This is a genomic window from Streptomyces sp. CC208A, assembly GCF_030010625.1.
Taxonomy (GTDB): domain Bacteria; phylum Actinomycetota; class Actinomycetes; order Streptomycetales; family Streptomycetaceae; genus Streptomyces.
On the sequence record NZ_JASCXN010000003.1, the window covers coordinates 245,122 to 262,279 of the forward strand.

The window sequence follows — 17,158 nt, forward strand, 5'->3', positions numbered from 1 at the left end:
GCCGAAGGCGTGAACTCTTCGTTCCGGCGGGACGCGTCAAAGACGTGTGACCAAGAACGGATCGCTAATTTCCGTTTCCACTCGCTCTCTCGGCGGACGATCAGTAGCCTCACCTCGAACACGGCCGCGAACACCGGGCCGCATCCCCCATGGCGACTTGTTGGAGACATCGATGGAGCGTCCCGCCTGGGCTCCGCCCGGTATCGACATCTCGGTACCGAGCGTGTCCCGTATGTACGACTTCTATCTGGGCGGCTCGCACAATTTCGAAGTGGACCGGGAAGCGGCCCGCAAGGCCATGGAGTTCATGCCGGGCCTTCCCAAGATCATGCAGGCGAACCGGGCGTTCATGCGCCGCGCCGTTCGCTTCGCCGTCGCGGGCGGCGTCACCCAGTTCCTCGACATCGGCTCCGGCATACCGACGTTCGGCAATGTGCACGAGGTCGCCCAGGCCGCCGACCCCGCCGCCCGGATCGTCTACGTCGACCACGACCCCGTCGCCGTCGCCCACAGCCGGGCCGTCCTGGAGGGCGTCGACGGCGCGGCCGTCGTCCCCGCCGACCTCCGCAAGCCGGCCGACATCCTGCGCAGCCCCGAGGTCACCGCCCTGCTCGACCTCGACCGGCCGGTCGCCCTGCTGCTCGTCGCCGTCCTGCACTTCCTGGAGGACGCCGACGGCCCGCACGCCGCCGTCTCCGAACTCCTCGACGCACTCGCCCCCGGCAGCCTCCTGGTCGTCACCCACGCCTCGTACGAGGGCATCCCCGTGGACCAGGAACGCGCCGGCGGCACCGTCGACGTCTACCGCAGCACCCGCAGCCCGCTGGTGATGCGGACCGGGGAGGAGATCGCCCGCTTCTTCGACGGCACGGAGTTCGTCGAACCCGGCCTCGTCCCGATGCCCCACTGGCGGCCGGAAGGACCGGTCGAGGAGGAGGACCCGTACGCCTTCTCCGGGTTCGCAGGGGTGGGGCGCAAAGCGTGAAGGAGCCGTCACAGCCGTCCGGGACCACCGCGGAAGCCGACGGCCCGGAGGACAGACTCAGGCGGTTCGCCACCATCTGGAGCCGGGCCATCTTCCCGGTGACCGCCACCTCCCTCACCCGCACCGAGTTCGAGGGCCATCTCCTGCCGCTCGCCCGCCTGTTGAGCGGCGCGCTGCTCGCCAGGCCCTTCGACACGGCCCCCGCCCAGCGGGCCGGCGCCGGTCTCGTCGACGCCCACTGCACCGACCCGGACGCCCTCGGCCGCAGCCTCGGCGTGGTCGACTCGTACCTCGTCCTGTACTGCGGTACGGACCCGGAACTGACCGGCGACGAGCTGCGGGCCCGCTGCGCCCGCCTCCAGCACGCCATGGCCACCGGCTACGCCCAGGCCCTGCGCGAGCGGACCCGCACCGAGCAGGAGTCCATCGCCCGCTCCGCGCTCTCCGCCCGCAGCGCCGCCGAGATCGCCCTGCACGCCACCGAGAGCCGCTTCCGGGCCGTCTTCGACGGGGCCGCCATCGGCATCGGCATCGCCGACCTCGACGGCCGCGTCGTGGAGGTCAACGACACCATGACGCGGATGTTCGGCGGCGTGGAGGCCCAGGTCCGCAGCCGCAACGTCAGCGAGTGGGTGCACCCCGAGGACGGGCCGCACGTCTGGCGGCTCTACGAGGAGCTGGTGCGCGGCGAGCGCGAGCAGTACCGGGTGGAGAAGCCGTACTACCGGAGCGACGGCACGGTTCTGTGGACCAACCTCACCGTCTCCCTCCTCCGCGACGCCGACGGCCGTCCCCAGTACCAGCTGGCGCTCATGGAGGACATCACCGAACGGCGCCTGCTCCATCTGCGCCTGCGGTACGAGGCCACCCACGACGCCCTCACGGGACTGCCCAACCGGACGCTCTTCTTCGAGCGCCTGGAGAAGGCCCTCGCCCCCGGCCCGTCCGGCGAGAACGGCCGCTTCGGCCTCTGCTACCTGGACCTCGACGGCTTCAAGGCCATCAACGACAGCCTCGGCCACTCCGTCGGCGACCGGCTCCTCGTCGAGGTCGCCGACCGGCTCCAGGCCTGCGTCACCGGCCCGAACGAGATGGTCGCCCGGCTCGGCGGCGACGAGTTCGTCGCCCTCACCACCGGCACCGGAGGCGAACGGGACGCGGCCGCGCTCGCCGACCGCATCCTCGCCGCCCTCGCCACCCCCGTCGGCGTCGACGGCCGCGAACTCGCCGTGCGCGGCAGCCTCGGCGTCGTCGAGGGACCGGCCGGCGAGCGCACCGCCGCCGAGGTGCTGCGCAGCGCCGACATCACCATGTACCGGGCCAAGTCCGCGGGCGGCAACCGCTTCGAGCTCGCCGACCCCGAGGCCGACGCCCGCGCCATCACCCGGCACGGCCTCACCACCGCCCTGCCGACCGCCCTGGAGCGCGGCGAGTTCTTCATCGAGTACCAGCCCCTCGTCCACCTCGACGACGGCAGCGTCCACGGCGCCGAGGCCCTGGTCCGCTGGAGCCACCCCCAGCACGGGGTGCTCGGCCCCGACCGCTTCATCCCGCTCGCCGAGGACACCGGCCTCATCGTCCCGCTGGGCCGCTGGGTCCTCCAGGAGGCCGTCCGGCAGGCCCGCTCCTGGCAGCTCGACACCCCCAGGCCCGGCGCCGCGGGCCCGCTCCGCGTCAACGTCAACCTGTCGCCGACCCAGCTCCACCACCCCCGGCTGGTCGCCGACACCGTCGACGTCCTGGAACGCGCGGGCCTCGAACCGGGCGCACTCTGCCTGGAGGTCACCGAATCCGCCCTGATCGGCGCCGACGAGGGCCTCCTCAAACCGCTGCGCCAACTCGCCGAGATGGGAGTCGACATCGCCCTCGACGACTTCGGCACCGGCTACTCCAACCTCGCCAACCTCCGCCGCCTCCCGGTGAGCATCCTCAAACTGGACCGCTCCTTCACCCGCGGCATGCAGCAGCACCCGGTCGACCCCGTCGACCTGAAGATCGTCGAAGGCATCGTCTCCCTGGCCCACAGCCTCGAACTGGCCGTCACCGTCGAAGGCGTGGAGACCGCCGCCCAGGCCGAACGCCTCCGCGAACTCGGCTGCGACACCGCCCAGGGCTGGTACTACGCCCGCCCCGGCGCCCCGGACCGCATCCACTCCCTGGTCCTCGCCGACGCGGTGTGAGCACACACGCGTGTGGGCCCGGTCCTCCTGAGGACCGGGCCCACACCGGTGAAGCGCGAGGGGGCGAGGAAAGCGAAGGGACTATGTCATCAGGAGTATGAGAAGGAAGCCCCTTCATGGCCTCGCCCCGGACCGACCGTAGCACTCAGGCGGGGACCAGGTCGCGCAGATTTTCCGGCGTCACCACCCGGGAACCCGGCGCCAGCCCCTCGGGACGGGCCAGGCCGAAGTACGTCACCGGCTCCGCCGGCACCGCACCGCCGGACCACTCCGTGACCTCGGCGCCCGACTCCCGCAGCAGCGCCACGAGATGACGGACCGTCACCGGGGCGTGCTCGACGGCACCGCGCAGCAGGACCGCCAGCGAGACCCGGTGGTCCTCGACCCGGTTGTCCGACGGCGTGCCCCGCAGGCACAGGTGGAGCCAGTGCGCGTGCCACCGCCCCTCCTCGTCCCGCCGGAAGGCCACCGGCAGCGCCACCCGGCCCGGTCCGCGCAGGTCGGACTTCATCCGGACGGTGCGCGGCTCGAAGGGACGGCCGCCCTGTTCGCCCTCGCGGAGCATGTACCCGAAGAACGACTCGGCCGTCTCCTCGAAGTCCTCGCCCGCGTACACGTGCACATGCGGGACCACGAACGCGCCGCGCACCGCGCCGAGCCGCAGCTCGATGAACTCCGAGGCGCCGTCCGGGGCTTCGGTGATGTCCCCGGAGTGCCGGCCCTCCACCGTGGTCAGCTCCGTGTACGACAGCCAGGAGATCGTCGCGTACCGCTCGTCGAGGAGCAGCGCGGACAGGTCCAGGTCCGTCCGGCGCCGTGCCTCCTTCCAGTACATGAAGAACCGGAGCAGCTCGCCGTCGACCGGGGAGACCGAGCCGCGCGGCAGCACGCCGAACCCGCCTGACGAGGCCCGTCCGCTGAGCGGCAGCGCCACGTCCAGGACGGCGGGATCGACCAGCAGGCGCCCGGTCGCGGGAAGCCGCCGCCGGGTCTCCCCGTCGAGCAGCGCGAGCAGCCGCCGCTGGACGCCCCTCGGCAGGTCGCGGCGGGTGTCCGTCGCCACCCACGCGGTGCCGTTCCGGTTCACGAACAGGCGCCGGGGCGCGCCCGCCGCGTCGTGACGGTTCTGCAGGTGCTCCCGCACCGACAGCACCACCCGGCCCGCCACCCGCGGCGCGACGCGTTCCGCCGCCGCGAGGACGGCCTCCCGGCCGGCGTCGTCCGCCGCCGTACGCAGCAGCCGGTCCAGGGCCCGGAAGAGCCCCCCGGGCGCGGCCCCGGCCAGCAGGTCCGCCGCCGCCGGAACGTCGCCGTCCGCGAGCAGCGCCTCCACCCGGGAGTCCAGGGACGGCGCCCGCAGCTCGCCGCGGGCCACCGCGAACACCCCGGCCGCGTGCGGCCACGCCGGGTACTCGTGCGGGTGCAGCCGCTCCCCGAGCCGCTTCCACGCCTCCCGGTGCCGTCCGACGTCGGCGAGCTTCGCCGGAGCCTGGGCCACCACGGCGTCGAGGCCGGCCAGCAGGGTCCGCCGCAGCGGCCGGGGCAGGGCACGGAACCGGGTCGCCTCGCGCAGCGTCACGTCCCCGTCCGACAGCGCGCACGCCAGCCGCAGCACGTCCGTGACCGTGTCGAGCAGCGGCGCCGCGCCGGCCCGCAGCCGGGCCGCGTTGACCACGGCCCGGTTCTCCCGGACCGGGATCTCCGCCGGCTGCGGCCCGTCCGCGCAGTGCGCGGCGAGCACCGCCAGATCGGCCAGGTGCTCCTCGCCCAGCGGCGTCACCGACCCCGCCAGGGACCGGTACAGGGCGCCGATCTCCTCGTCGAGGGCGCCGCCGAGGTGCAGTACGGTCAGCCGGTCGCTGCTCGCGGGGGTCAACTCCTCGTGTGCGGCGAGCAGTTCCTCGTACGTGTGCTGGTACCGGCCGTAGGCGGGCAGGGTCAGCAGGTTCAGGACCCCGGCACTCAGCTGCGCCTCGACCGCCTCCCGGGCCTCGGGGTCGTCGAGCGCCTTCAGGACGCACGACAGCCAGAACTCCTGGGTGTCGGGGACGTTGGCCGGGAAGTCGATGAAGTACGTGTTGTGCCGGACGTGGTCGCCGACCCGCTCGCGGACCGCCGCCAGCGCCCACCGGGCCAGCTCGACCACCGTCTCGGCGGACCGCCCGGACAGCCGCCTCAGCAGCGGGGCGGAGAGTGCGAACCCCGCCGTCCTCAGTGCGGCGTCGAACCGGAGGGCGGCGGCGGAGCCGTCACCGGCGGGGCCGGCGGGGACGGAAAGCCGCAGGGTGTGCCGGACGAGCATGCGTTCGAGAGCGTGGTCCATCCCGCGATGCTGGCAGCCCGCACGGCCGGTCCGCACGCGGATTTCGCGGGTGTGATCCGCCGGGCGGGCCCTCCTACGGGACCTGTGGTGCCGGCTTGCCCCGCCGTGAGGCCATCAGCAGCTTCTGGAGTTCGCGGGCGGCCCGGGGCGGGGCCACGTCGCTGCGGTGGGCCAGGGCGATGGTGCGGCGGAGGCCGGGGCGGGCCAGGGCGGTGACGCGGAGGTCGCGGCCGGCGCGGGCGGCGACCATGGCGGGGACGACGGCGAGGCCGAGGCCGGCCCGTACGAAGCCGAGGACGGCGTCCAGCTCGCCGCCCTCCACCGTGAACGTCGGCTCGAAACCGGCCGCACGGCAGGCGCCCACGGTCAGCTCCCGCAGGTCGTAGCCGTGCCGGAACATCACCAGGGGCTGGTCGCGCAGGTCGGTGATCCGCACCGGGCGGCGCGGTGGCGGCGCGGAGGCCGCCGAGACCACCACCAGGTCCTCGCGGAGCAGCTCCACCGTCGTCAGCGCGGGGGACGGGGACGGCAGCGGCAGGACGACGAGGGCGAGGTCGAGGGAGCCGCGGGCCAGCTTGCGCACCAGGTCGTGCGAGCCGCCCTCGTCGATGAGCAGCTCGATCCCCGGGTGCAGGTCGTGGAAGGCGCGCAGGACGTCGGGAAGGAGGCCGGTGCAGAGGCTGGGGGTCGCGCCGAGCCGCACCCGGCCGCGCTTGAGCTGGGCCAGCTCCTGCACCTCGCGGCGGGCCGTCTCGGTGTCGGCGAGGATCCGCCGGGCCAGCGGCAGGAGGGCCTCGCCGGCGTCGGTGAGCGCGATGTTGCCCCGCGCCCGGCTGAACAGCTCGGCGCCCAGCTCCTGTTCCAGCGCCTTGATCTGCTGGGAGAGCGAGGGCTGCGAGACGTGCACCCGTTCGGCGGCCCGGGTGAAGTGCCGGGTCTCGGCCACGGCCACGAAGTAGAGGAGCTGCTGGAACTGCATGCGGCCAGGTTAGGGCATGTGCATAGCTTTCACCTATGGAGATCAGCCGGACCATGTCTTGGACCACTCGGGTCCTCCGGCCCTAGCGTCGAGGGCATGGCTCTGGCACCCGGCAAGGACCTGGCGGCGCCCGCCCGCCCGCCGTCCCGCACCCCCTCCCGCGGCTTCTGGTCGTCGACCATCGGCAAGAAGACCGTGATGGCCGTGAGCGGCCTGATCATGCTCGCCTACCTGGTCGCCCACGTGGCCGGAAACCTCAAGGTCTTCTTCGGCCCCGACGAGTTCAACGGCTACGGCCACTGGCTGCGCGTGATGGGCGCCCCCGTCCTGCACCACGGGTGGGGCCTGTGGGCGGCCCGGATCGTGCTCCTCGCCGCCGTCGTGGCCCACGCGGTCTCGGCGTACCAGCTCAGCCGCCGCGGCATCGGGGCGCGCCCCACCCGGTACGCGCACCGCCGCAAGGGCTCGTCCTACGCCACCCGCACCATGCGCTGGGGCGGGATCATCCTCGCCCTCTTCATCGTCTGGCACGTCCTCGACCTCACCACCGGGACGGTCCACCCCGGCGGCTTCGAGGAGGGCCGGCCCTACCAGAACGTCATCGACACCTTCTCCACCTGGTACGGCAACGTCATCTACATCGTCGCCATGCTCGCCGTCGGCCTCCATGTCCGCCACGGCTTCTGGAGCGCCGCCCAGACCCTCGGGGTCGGCAACGCCCGGCGCGAACGCGCCCTGCGCCTCGGCGCGAACGCCCTCGCCCTCGTCCTGACCGCGGGCTTCATCGCCGTCCCCGTCGGCGTCATGACCGGAGTGGTGAACTGACCATGAGCTACCTCGACTTCAGCCTCGGCGAGCCGATCGCCGACACCAAGGCCCCGGCCGGCCCGATCGCCGAACGGTGGGACACCCGCCGCTTCCAGGCGAAGCTGGTCAACCCCGCCAACCGGCGCAAGCACCGGATCATCGTCGTCGGCACCGGCCTCGCCGGCGGCTCCGCCGGCGCCACCCTCGCCGAACAGGGCTATCAGGTCGTCCAGTTCTGCTTCCAGGACTCGCCGCGCCGCGCCCACTCCATCGCCGCCCAGGGCGGCATCAACGCCGCCAAGAACTACCGCAACGACGGCGACTCCATCCACCGCCTCTTCTACGACACGGTCAAGGGCGGCGACTTCCGCGCCCGCGAGTCCAACGTCCACCGGCTCGCGCAGATCTCCGTCGAGATCATCGACCAGTGCGTCGCCCAGGGCGTGCCCTTCGCCCGCGAGTACGGCGGACTCCTCGACACCCGCTCCTTCGGCGGCGTCCAGGTCTCCCGCACCTTCTACGCCCGCGGCCAGACCGGCCAGCAGCTCCTCCTCGGTGCCTACCAGGCGCTGTCCCGGCAGATCGCCGCCGGCAACGTCGAGATGCACGCCCGTACGGAGATGCTCGACCTGATCGTCGTCGACGGGAGGGCCCGGGGCATCGTCGCCCGCGACCTGATCACCGGCCGGATCTCCACCCACTTCGCGGACGCCGTCGTCCTCGCCAGCGGTGGCTACGGCAACGTCTTCTACCTGTCGACGAACGCGATGAACTCCAACGCCACCGCCGTCTGGCGGGCCCACCGGCGCGGCGCGTACTTCGCCAACCCCTGTTTCACCCAGATCCACCCCACCTGCGTCCCGCGCACCGGCGACCACCAGTCCAAACTGACCCTGATGAGCGAGTCGCTGCGCAACGACGGCCGCATCTGGGTGCCGAAGGCGAAGGGCGATACCCGCCCCGCCGCCGAGATCCCCGAGGACGAGCGCGACTACTACCTGGAGCGGGTCTACCCCTCCTTCGGCAACCTCGTCCCCCGCGACATCGCCTCCCGCGCCGCCAAGAACGTCTGCGACGAGGGCAGGGGAGTGGGCCCCGGCGGCCAGGGCGTCTACCTGGACTTCGCCGACGCCATCGCCCGGATGGGCCGCCCCGCCGTCGAGGCCAGGTACGGCAACCTCTTCGACATGTACGAGCGGATCACGGCGGAGAACCCGTACGAGGTCCCCATGCGGATCTACCCCGCCGTCCACTACACGATGGGCGGACTCTGGGTCGACTACGACCTCCAGACCACCGTCCCCGGGCTCTTCGCCATCGGCGAGGCCAACTTCTCCGACCACGGCGCCAACCGGCTCGGCGCCTCCGCCCTCATGCAGGGCCTCGCCGACGGTTACTTCGTCCTGCCCGCCACCATCAACGACTACCTGGCCCGGCACCCGAAGCCCGAGCCCGTCACCGACGCACACCCCGCCGTCCGCGAGGCGCTGGCGGAGACCGAGGACCGGCTGAGCCTGCTCCTCGCCGTCGACGGCGACCGCACCCCCGACTCCTTCCACCGCGAACTCGGCGAGGTGATGTGGGAGTTCTGCGGCATGGCCCGCACCGAGGAGGGGCTGCGCACCGCGCTCCGCCGGATCCCGGAGATCCGCGAGGAGTTCTGGCGCCGCATCAAGGTCCCCGGCAGGGGCGAGGAGTTCAACCAGTCGCTGGAGAAGGCCAACCGGATCGTCGACTACCTCGAACTCGCCGAGCTCATGTGCCTCGACGCGCTGCATCGCGAGGAGTCCTGCGGCGGTCATTTCCGCGAGGAGTCCCAGACCCCGGACGGCGAGGCCGCCCGCCGTGACGAGGAGTTCTCGTACGCGGCCGCCTGGGAGTTCACCGGGGACGCCCCCGTCCTTCACAGGGAAACCCTCGACTTCGAGTACGTCCACCCCACCCAGCGGAGCTACGCATGAAGCTCAACCTGCGCGTCTGGCGCCAGAAGAACGCCGGCGCCGAGGGCGCCATGGCCACCTACGAGGTGGACGGGATCTCCCCCGACATGTCCTTCCTGGAGATGCTCGACACTCTCAACGAGGACCTCATCCTGCGCGGCGAGGACCCCGTCGCCTTCGACCACGACTGCCGCGAGGGCATCTGCGGCGCCTGCAGCCTCGTCATCGACGGCGCGGCCCACGGCCCCGAGCCCACCACCACCTGCCAGCTCCACATGCGCTCCTTCCGCGACGGCGACACCATCGACGTGGAACCCTGGCGCGCCTCCGCCTTCCCGGTCGTCAAGGACCTCGTCGTCGACCGCTCGGCCTTCGACCGGATCATCCAGGCCGGCGGTTACGTCACCGTCCCCACCGGCTCCGCGCCGGAGGCCCACGCCACCCCGGTGCCGAAGGCGGCGGCCGACTCCGCCTTCGAGCACGCCGAGTGCATCGGCTGCGGCGCCTGCGTGGCCGCCTGCCCCAACGGCTCGGCGATGCTCTTCACCTCCGCCAAGGTCAACCACCTCAACGTGCTGCCGCAGGGCGCCCCGGAGCGCGAGACCCGGGTCCTCGACATGGTCGCCCGGATGGACGCCGAGGGCTTCGGCGGCTGCACCCTCACCGGCGAGTGCGCCACGGCCTGCCCGAAGGGCATCCCGCTGTCGTCGATCGCCGCCATGAACAAGGAGTGGCTGCGGGCCCGGCGCAAGGCGAGGTGAGGAGAATTCCTTCCGGCGGGAACAAAGCGCCGGCCCGGGCCGTTCTTCCCGGGCCGACGCTTCCCCGACCGAGGAGAACCTTGCCCGACGCGCCGACCACCGCCCCGTCCGCCTTCACCACTCCGTTCCCGCTGCCCCCGCTCGCCGACCAGGCCGAGCGGCTGATCGAGCTGGGGGTGCCCACCCTCACCGGCATCGACGCCGGCGAGCTGCGCGCCTACGCCGAGAAGGCCGCCGCCGGGGTCGAGCCCGGCGGCCTGCTCGCCGTCCATCCGGACGCCGCGCCCGCCTCCGTCCTCGCCCCGCTGCTGCGTCGCGCCGACAAGCCCGGCTTCGTCGTGGTCGACATGCCGGACGTGGACGACTTCACCCCGCAGGGCATGGAGCTTCCCGGCGGCCCGTTCTACCTGGTCCACGACCTGGACCGGGGCGACCACATGGGCAACTGGAGCCCCGAGGAGGCCCTTCCGGCGATCACCGCCGCCGGACGGACGCCGCTCGTTCTCACCGAGGGCATCCACTGGCTGCTCCAGCGCCCCGACGTCCTGGAGCGCAACAAGTGCTTCATGGCGATCGGTTCACGCCTGCGCAAGCCCAACGGCTCCTTCGACGCCCGGACTCCGGCCATCTGGATCAGCAACGGAACCGGCCGGGACGGCAAGGAGCGCCGCGACGCCCCCAAGGTGGGCTGGTGCTGGTGGAACAACCGGCACACCTGGCTGGGCTTCGCCTCCACCACCGGCCGGAACGGCTGACCGGCGGGTCCGTCAGCCGTCGAGCCCCAGGGCCCGGGCCAGATACGGCGCGGTGCGGCTGCCCGCCGCCCGCGCCACCCGGGCCGGGGGGCCCTCGGCGACGATCCGGCCGCCGGCCTCGCCGCCGCCGGGGCCGAGGTCGATCACCCAGTCGGCCCCGGCGGCCACGTCCATGTCGTGCTCGACGACGACCACCGTGTGACCGCCGTCCACCAGGCCGCGCAACTGCCGTACCAGCACCTCGACATCGGCCGGGTGCAGCCCGGTGGTCGGCTCGTCGAGGACGTACAGGGTGTGGGCGCGGCGCGGCCGCTGGAGCTCGGAGGCGAGCTTGATCCGCTGGGCCTCGCCGCCGGACAGCTCGGTGGCGGGCTGGCCGAGCCGCAGATAGCCGAGGCCGACGTCGAGGAGGGTCCTCAGACTGCGGTCCGCCGCCGGGACCTCCGCGAAGAACTCCGCCGCCGACTCCACCGTCAGGTCGAGGACCTCGGCGATCGTCAGGCCGCGCAGCCGCACCTGGAGGGTCTCCGCCTTGTAGCGGGCGCCGCGGCAGTCGGGGCAGGGCGCGTACGTGCTCGGCAGGAACAGCAGCTCCACCGAGACGAACCCCTCGCCCTGGCAGGTCTCGCAGCGGCCCCCGGGCACGTTGAAGGAGAAGCGGCCGACCTTGTAGCCGCGGGCCCGTGCCTCCGCGGTCTCCGCGAAGAGCCTGCGCACCACGTCGAAGAGCCCGGTGTACGTGGCCAGGTTGGAGCGCGGGGTACGGCCGATCGGTTTCTGATCCACCATCACCATCCGCCCCACTCCCTCGACTTCACCGGTGAGCGCGCCGGCGAGGGTGGACTTCCCGGAACCCGAGACGCCGGTGACGGCCGTGAGGGCGCCCCGGGGGAAGGCGGCGTCCACACCGTGCAGGTTGTGCCGGGTGACGGGACCGGTCCGCAGCCACCGGTCCGGGGCGAGGGCCGGCCGCTCGGGCACGGGCGTCCGGTCGAAGAGGAAGCGGCGGGTGGCCGACTCCCCGACGTCCGCGAGGAGTCGGGGCGGCCCGCTGTGCAGCACCCGCCCGCCGTGCTCCCCGGCGCGCGGGCCGACGTCCACGAGCCAGTCGGCATGCCGGACGACGTCGAGGTGGTGCTCGACCACGAAGACCGTGTTGCCCGCCGCCTTCAGCCGGTCGAGGACCACCAGCAGGGCCTCGGTGTCGGCGGGGTGGAGACCCGCGGAGGGCTCGTCGAGCACGTACACGACGCCGAAGAGCCCGGCGCGGAGCTGGGTGGCGAGTCGCAGCCGCTGGAGTTCGCCGCTGGAGAGGGTGGGGGTGGTGCGGTCCAGGCTGAGGTAGCCGAGGCCGAGTTCGGTGACGGTGGCGATCCGGGCGAGCAGGTCCCCGGCGAGGACACGGGCGGTCTCCGTCCCCGGCCCGCCGGGCGCGGCGGCCGGCGCCAGGACCTCGGCCAGGGCCGTCAGCGGCAGCGCGGCCAGCTCGGCGATGGTCCGGCCCGCGAAGGTGACGGCCAGCGCCTCGGGGCGCAGCCGGCTCCCGCCGCAGACCGGGCACGGGGCACTGGTGAGGAAGCGTTCCGCCTTCGCCCGCAGGGCGGGGCTCTTCGACTCGGAGAAGGTACGCAGGACGAGCCGTCGGGCGCCGGTGTACGTGCCCTGGTACGGGCGCTGGATCCGGCCGGCCTCGCGGACCGGGTGCACCGTGACGACCGGCTGCTCGTCGGTGAAGAGGATCCACTCCCGGTCCTTCGGATCCAGCTCGCGCCAGGGCCGGTCGACGTCGTGGCCGAGGGCGTCGAGGACGTCCCGGAGGTTCTTGCCCTGCCAGGCGCCCGGCCAGGCGGCGACGGCACCCTCCCGGATCGACAGGTCAGGGTCGGGGACGAGCAGTTCCTCGCTGGTCTCGTGGATCCGGCCGAGACCGTGGCAGGACGGGCAGGCCCCGGCCGCCGTGTTGGGGGAGAAGGCGTCGGAGTCGAGACGGGGCGCACCGGCCGGGTAGTCGCCCGCGCGGGAGTAGAGCATGCGCAGCGAGTTCGACAGGGTGGTGACGGTGCCGACGGAGGAACGGGCGCTCGGGGCACCGCGGCGCTGTTCGAGGGAGACCGCGGGGGGCAGCCCGGTGATCTCCCCGACCTTCGGCGCGCCGACCTGGTGGATCAGGCGGCGGGCGTAGGGCGCGACGGACTCGAAGTAGCGGCGCTGGGCCTCGGCGTAGACGGTGCCGAAGGCGAGGGAGGACTTCCCGGAGCCGGAGACCCCGGTGAAGACGGTGAGGGTGTCGCGGGGGATGTCGACGTCCACGTTCCGGAGGTTGTGCTCGCGGGCGCCGCGGACGCGGACGAAGGGGTCGTGGGCGGAGACGGGATCCTGCATTCGGAGATTTTATCCAATATCCATTCCCCCTCCCTTTCCTGCCGCCCGCGAGGACAACCCACGCTCGACGACAAGATCGAGAATCATGACGCTGTAAGCATTTCGTCATCGGTCAGGGCTGTCCGGCGGAGGCCGGATCGCCTTGGATGGTGGACGAAGAGATACGGGACGTGGAAGGAGAGCCTGGTGGAGCGCGCCACGAGGAAGAAGTGGTGGTTCGCGGCGGTCGTCGCGGGCCTTGCGGTGGCGACGGCGGGGCTGCTGTGGTTCAAGCCCTGGGCGCTGTGGGTGGACGAGACGGTGAACGAGGCGCTGCCCTCCGCGAGCACGGCCCCGAGCACCGCTCCGAGCACCGCCCCGAGCGAGCCCGCGCAGGGCGCACCCTCCGCGTCGGCCACTCCCTCGTCGGCCACGCCCGAGCCGGCGGTCCCGGTCACCGTCGCGCAGGGCACCTTCATCAGCCACGAGCACGACACGACCGGCACGGCGAAGATCGTCCGGCTCACGGACGGCACCCACACGCTCCGGCTCGAGGGCCTGGACACGAGCAACGGCCCGGACCTGCGCGTCTGGCTGAGCGACGCGCCCGTGAAGGAGGGCAAGGCGGGCTGGGGCGTCTTCGACGACGGGAAGTATGTCAACCTCGCCAAGCTGAAGGGCAACAAGGGCGACCAGAACTACCCGCTGCCCGCCGACGTCGACTGGTCGAAGTACCCGAGCGTCAGCATCTGGTGCGACCGGTTCGACGTCTCCTTCGGCGCCGCGGCGCTCGCGCGCGTCTGAGACCGGGGCACAGGGGGCCAGCGGGGCGTCGGCGCGTGAGCGGGTCGGAGAGCGTGGTGTTCGAGGGCAGGGGCGGCAGCCTGCGCCTCGACGACGGCACGGTGCGGGTGAGCCGGGGCCGTGCCACGGCGATCGCGTCCCTGCGCGCCGTGCATCGTGTGGACGTCGAGGAGGGCCGCGGCTGGGCCCATGTGCGCCTCCACCTCACGGACGAGGACGGCGGCGGGGCCGTGAGCACCACCCCGTACACGGTGAGCAGCCGCAACAGCGCCGCCGCCCACGCCTTCCGGCGGGTGGTCACCGCGGCCGTCGAGAACGCCCGCCGCGACCCGGAGGCCCGGGTCGAGGTCCGTCGTGTGGAGGCTCCCGGCTGGTCGCCGCGGAAGCGCCGGTGGGTGACGGCCGGCGTCCTGTACATGTGCCTGGTGATCGGAGGGTGCTCCAAGGCGGACGCCGAGACCGGGGCGGCCCTGCTCCTGCTCCACCTCGGCCTGGCATTCCTGGGACTCGCCTGGTACCTCCTGCGCCCGCTGGTGGTGCTCCGCCGCCGCGGCGTCACCGTACGGGCCGACGTGGTCCGCTACCACCACCTGAGCAACACCGTCCGCCCCCGCTACCGCTACACCACCGTCGAGGGCGTCACGGTCACGGCCGACTCGGCCGTCCAGCTCTTCTCGACCCATGCGGGCGACCGCGTCGACGTCACGTACGACCCGAACCGGCCCGAGTTCGTGGCCCCCAGGTCCGAGCTGCGCGGTCGCCGGCACGTCCCGGAGTTCCTGTGCGCGGCGCTCGGGTTGTGGTGGACCGCCGCCGCGGCGGCGGAGCTGACCGGCATGGCCGCGCAGGCCCTCACGCGCTGACACCGGGCACGTGCCGCGCACGTCCCGGTCGGGCTCTGCCGCCCGGCGGGGAGGGCGGCCTAGGCTGACGCCGTGACAGGCGACAACCGGCCGCTGGCCGTCTTCGATCTCGACAACACCCTCGCGGGGACCGCCCACCGGGAGCACTTCCTGCGGCGCAGGCCCCGGGACTGGGACGCCTTCTTCGCGGCGGCGCCCGACGACCCGCCGCTGGGCGAGGGCGTGGCCCTGTGCCGGTCGGCGGCCGAGGAGTGCCAGGTGGTCTACCTCACCGGGCGCCCGGAGCGCTGCCGGCGGGCCACCCTCGACTGGCTCGCGGAGCACGGGCTCCCCGAGGGGCCGCTCCACATGCGACGGAACCGCGACTTCCGGCCCGCGCGGGTCACCAAGGTGGAGATCCTGCGGCGGCTCGGCGCCGACCGCGAGGTCCGGATGCTCGTCGACGACGACGAACTCGTCTGCGCCGCCGCCGAAGAGGCCGGTTTCGCGGTCGTCCGCGCCCGCTGGGCGCTCCCGTCGGGGGAGCTGAGGGAGGCCCAGGAGCGCGAGGGCCGGACCTGAAAGGCCTTGAAGCCCCCCGGCACGCGCGTGCCGGCGCCGTACGGCCGGGTCAGGCCCGGCGTACGACGGCTCAGGCACCGTCCTCCAGCCGGAAGCCGACCTTCAGACCGACCTGGTAGTGCTCGATCCGCCCGTCCACCAGGTGCCCGCGCACCTGGGTGACCTCGAACCAGTCGAGGCCGCGGAGCGTCTGCGAGGCGCGGTCGATGCCGTTGCGGATGGCCTGGTCGACGCCCTCGGTGGAGGTGCCGACGATCTCGGTGACGCGGTAGGTGTGGTTCGACATGGGGGCCGGACTCCTCTCGTACGGTCCCTCCCACCGTGCCCCAGGGCCGGGCGCCGCGCGACACGGAGCGGGCGGTCGTACCCCCTTCGCCCGTACCCGTGGGTAACCGCATCGATCGTCCCCGCCTGCCGGGAACGAGGTGGTCAAGGACTTGACCACTCGGTTGGTCCAGACCAGAATCCCGTGTCACATACCCGTGCGAACAACCCGTTCGGTCCCCCCACATCGGGTCAGCCCCCCATGCCGCACCGCCGTGTGCTGAACCGAAGGTGACCTCCGTGAAGAACCGCTTCCTCGCATGCCCCCTGGCTGCCGCCACCGCACTCGCCCTCGCGGGCTGCGGGCTGTTGCCGGGCGCTGGGAGCCAGACCCGCACGGTCGACATATGGCTCATGCGGGACAGCGTCAGCGAGGACTTCCTGAACCGCTTCACCGAGGCGTACGAGGACGAGCACGACGGCGTCGAGCTCAACGTCACCATCCAGGACTGGACCGGCATCGGGAAGAAGGTCACCGAGGCCATCGAGGGCACCGGCGGACCCGACCTCATCGAGGTCGGCAACACCCAGGTCGCCCAGTACGCCGACACCGGCCGGCTCTTCGACCTCACCCTGGAGTCCGTCCGCGACCTCGGCAGCGAGGACTGGCTGCCCGGTCTCGCCGAACCCGGCAGCATCAGCGGATCCCAGTACGGCATCCCCTGGTACGCCGCCAACCGCATCGTCATCTACAACAAGGACCTCTTCGCCGAGGCCGGCGTCGACGAACCGCCCGCCACGCGCGCGCAGTGGCTCAGCGCCACCGAGAAGCTCAACCGCCAGGGCTCCCAGGGCATCTACCTGGCGGGCCAGGACTGGTACACCCTCGCCGGCTTCATCTGGGACGAGGGCGGCGAGCTCGCCGTCGACAAGGGCGGGCAGTGGACCGGCGCCCTCGACAGCCCCCAGGCCCTGCGCGGCATGGAGTTCTACAAGGAGCTCCAGTCCCTCGGCTCCGGCCCGAAGGACGCCGACGAGCAGAACCCGCCGCAGGCCGAGGTCTTCGCCCGCGGCGACGTCGCCCAGATCATCGCGGTGCCCAGCGCCGTCTCCGCCATCCTCAAGGCCAACCCCGGCCTCAAGGGCAAGCTCGGCTACTTCCCCATCCCCGGCAAGAAGGCCGGCACCCCCTGCGCGGTCTTCACCGGCGGCTCCGACCTGATCATCCCGGAGAACGCCTCCGACCGCGGCGCGGCCCTCGACGTCGTCAAGGCGCTGGCGGGCGAGAAGTGGCAGACGGAACTCGCCCGCGCCATGGGCTACGTGCCCAACAAGAAGAGTCTCGCCGCCGTCGTCTCCGGCCAGGAGGCCACCGCCGCCATGGCCGCCGGCGCCGCCAACGGCCGCGCCACCCCCAACTCCCCGCAGTGGGCGAGCGTCGAGGGCGACAACCCCATCAAGCCCTTCATGACCACCGTCCTGGAGGGCGGGAACGCCGAGAAGGCGGCCCGCGCCGCCTCGGAGGCGATCACCAAGGCCCTGGACGAGTAGGCCGCCCGCTGTGCCCCCGCTCAG

General features: G+C 72.8%; 14 protein-coding genes. 10 read left to right on the top strand and 4 right to left on the bottom strand.

Annotation, left to right across the window (positions count from 1 at the left end):
• Window positions 1-172 precede the first annotated feature (172 nt).
• Together QK442_RS05545 and QK442_RS05550 are read left to right on the top strand one after the other, a co-directional pair.
• Window positions 173-985: an SAM-dependent methyltransferase gene (locus QK442_RS05545; protein WP_282692670.1), complete on the top strand. Its 813-nt coding sequence runs from the start codon at window positions 173-175 to the stop codon at window positions 983-985.
• Window positions 982-3,165 (top strand): EAL domain-containing protein, encoded by a 2,184-nt coding sequence (locus QK442_RS05550; protein ID WP_282692671.1) that lies wholly within the window; start codon window positions 982-984, stop codon window positions 3,163-3,165. The genes QK442_RS05545 and QK442_RS05550 overlap by 4 nt, the downstream gene beginning before the upstream one ends.
• 145 nt (window positions 3,166-3,310) lie before the next feature.
• Here QK442_RS05550 and QK442_RS05555 read toward each other — a convergent pair whose 3' ends face one another.
• Together QK442_RS05555 and QK442_RS05560 are read right to left on the bottom strand one after the other, a co-directional pair.
• On the bottom strand, window positions 3,311-5,488 hold the full coding sequence (locus tag QK442_RS05555; protein WP_282692672.1) for a hypothetical protein: 2,178 nt from the start codon (window positions 5,486-5,488) through the stop codon (window positions 3,311-3,313).
• A gap of 73 nt (window positions 5,489-5,561) precedes the next feature.
• Window positions 5,562-6,467: a LysR substrate-binding domain-containing protein gene (locus QK442_RS05560; protein WP_282692673.1), complete on the bottom strand. Its 906-nt coding sequence runs from the start codon at window positions 6,465-6,467 to the stop codon at window positions 5,562-5,564.
• A gap of 198 nt (window positions 6,468-6,665) precedes the next feature.
• Between QK442_RS05560 and QK442_RS05565 the strand changes: the two genes are divergently transcribed.
• The 4 genes from QK442_RS05565 to QK442_RS05580 all read left to right on the top strand — a co-directional run bounded on the left by QK442_RS05565 (window position 6,666) and on the right by QK442_RS05580 (window position 10,730).
• Window positions 6,666-7,292, top strand: coding sequence for a succinate dehydrogenase (locus tag QK442_RS05565; protein ID WP_282692801.1), 627 nt, complete (start codon window positions 6,666-6,668; stop codon window positions 7,290-7,292).
• Window positions 7,293-7,294: 2 nt separating this feature from the next.
• Window positions 7,295-9,235, top strand: a complete 1,941-nt coding sequence (locus tag QK442_RS05570; protein ID WP_282692674.1) for a fumarate reductase/succinate dehydrogenase flavoprotein subunit — start codon at window positions 7,295-7,297, stop codon at window positions 9,233-9,235.
• Window positions 9,232-9,975, top strand: coding sequence for a succinate dehydrogenase/fumarate reductase iron-sulfur subunit (locus tag QK442_RS05575; RefSeq protein WP_282692675.1), 744 nt, complete (start codon window positions 9,232-9,234; stop codon window positions 9,973-9,975). Before QK442_RS05570 ends, QK442_RS05575 begins: the two co-directional genes overlap by 4 nt.
• Window positions 9,976-10,055: 80 nt before the next feature.
• Complete coding sequence (locus QK442_RS05580) at window positions 10,056-10,730, top strand: DUF5701 family protein (RefSeq protein WP_282692676.1); 675 nt, start codon at window positions 10,056-10,058, stop codon at window positions 10,728-10,730.
• A gap of 12 nt (window positions 10,731-10,742) precedes the next feature.
• On the opposite strand, the gene QK442_RS05585 is transcribed toward QK442_RS05580, so the two are convergent.
• On the bottom strand, window positions 10,743-13,112 hold the full coding sequence (locus QK442_RS05585; RefSeq protein ID WP_282692677.1) for an excinuclease ABC subunit UvrA: 2,370 nt from the start codon (window positions 13,110-13,112) through the stop codon (window positions 10,743-10,745).
• A 186-nt stretch (window positions 13,113-13,298) separates the two neighbouring features.
• Between QK442_RS05585 and QK442_RS05590 the strand changes: the two genes are divergently transcribed.
• The 3 genes from QK442_RS05590 to QK442_RS05600 all read left to right on the top strand — a co-directional run bounded on the left by QK442_RS05590 (window position 13,299) and on the right by QK442_RS05600 (window position 15,319).
• Complete coding sequence (locus QK442_RS05590) at window positions 13,299-13,895, top strand: DM13 domain-containing protein (RefSeq protein WP_282692678.1); 597 nt, start codon at window positions 13,299-13,301, stop codon at window positions 13,893-13,895.
• Between the two features lie 35 nt (window positions 13,896-13,930).
• Entirely contained in the window at window positions 13,931-14,758 is an 828-nt protein-coding gene (locus QK442_RS05595) for a DUF3592 domain-containing protein (RefSeq protein ID WP_282692679.1), read from the top strand.
• A 72-nt stretch (window positions 14,759-14,830) separates the two neighbouring features.
• Complete coding sequence (locus QK442_RS05600) at window positions 14,831-15,319, top strand: hypothetical protein (protein WP_282692680.1); 489 nt, start codon at window positions 14,831-14,833, stop codon at window positions 15,317-15,319.
• A 70-nt stretch (window positions 15,320-15,389) separates the two neighbouring features.
• Here QK442_RS05600 and QK442_RS05605 read toward each other — a convergent pair whose 3' ends face one another.
• Entirely contained in the window at window positions 15,390-15,605 is a 216-nt protein-coding gene (locus QK442_RS05605) for a dodecin (RefSeq protein WP_030496210.1), read from the bottom strand.
• A 278-nt stretch (window positions 15,606-15,883) separates the two neighbouring features.
• Between QK442_RS05605 and QK442_RS05610 the strand changes: the two genes are divergently transcribed.
• Window positions 15,884-17,134, top strand: coding sequence for an extracellular solute-binding protein (locus QK442_RS05610; RefSeq protein WP_282692681.1), 1,251 nt, complete (start codon window positions 15,884-15,886; stop codon window positions 17,132-17,134).
• Window positions 17,135-17,158 lie beyond the last annotated feature (24 nt).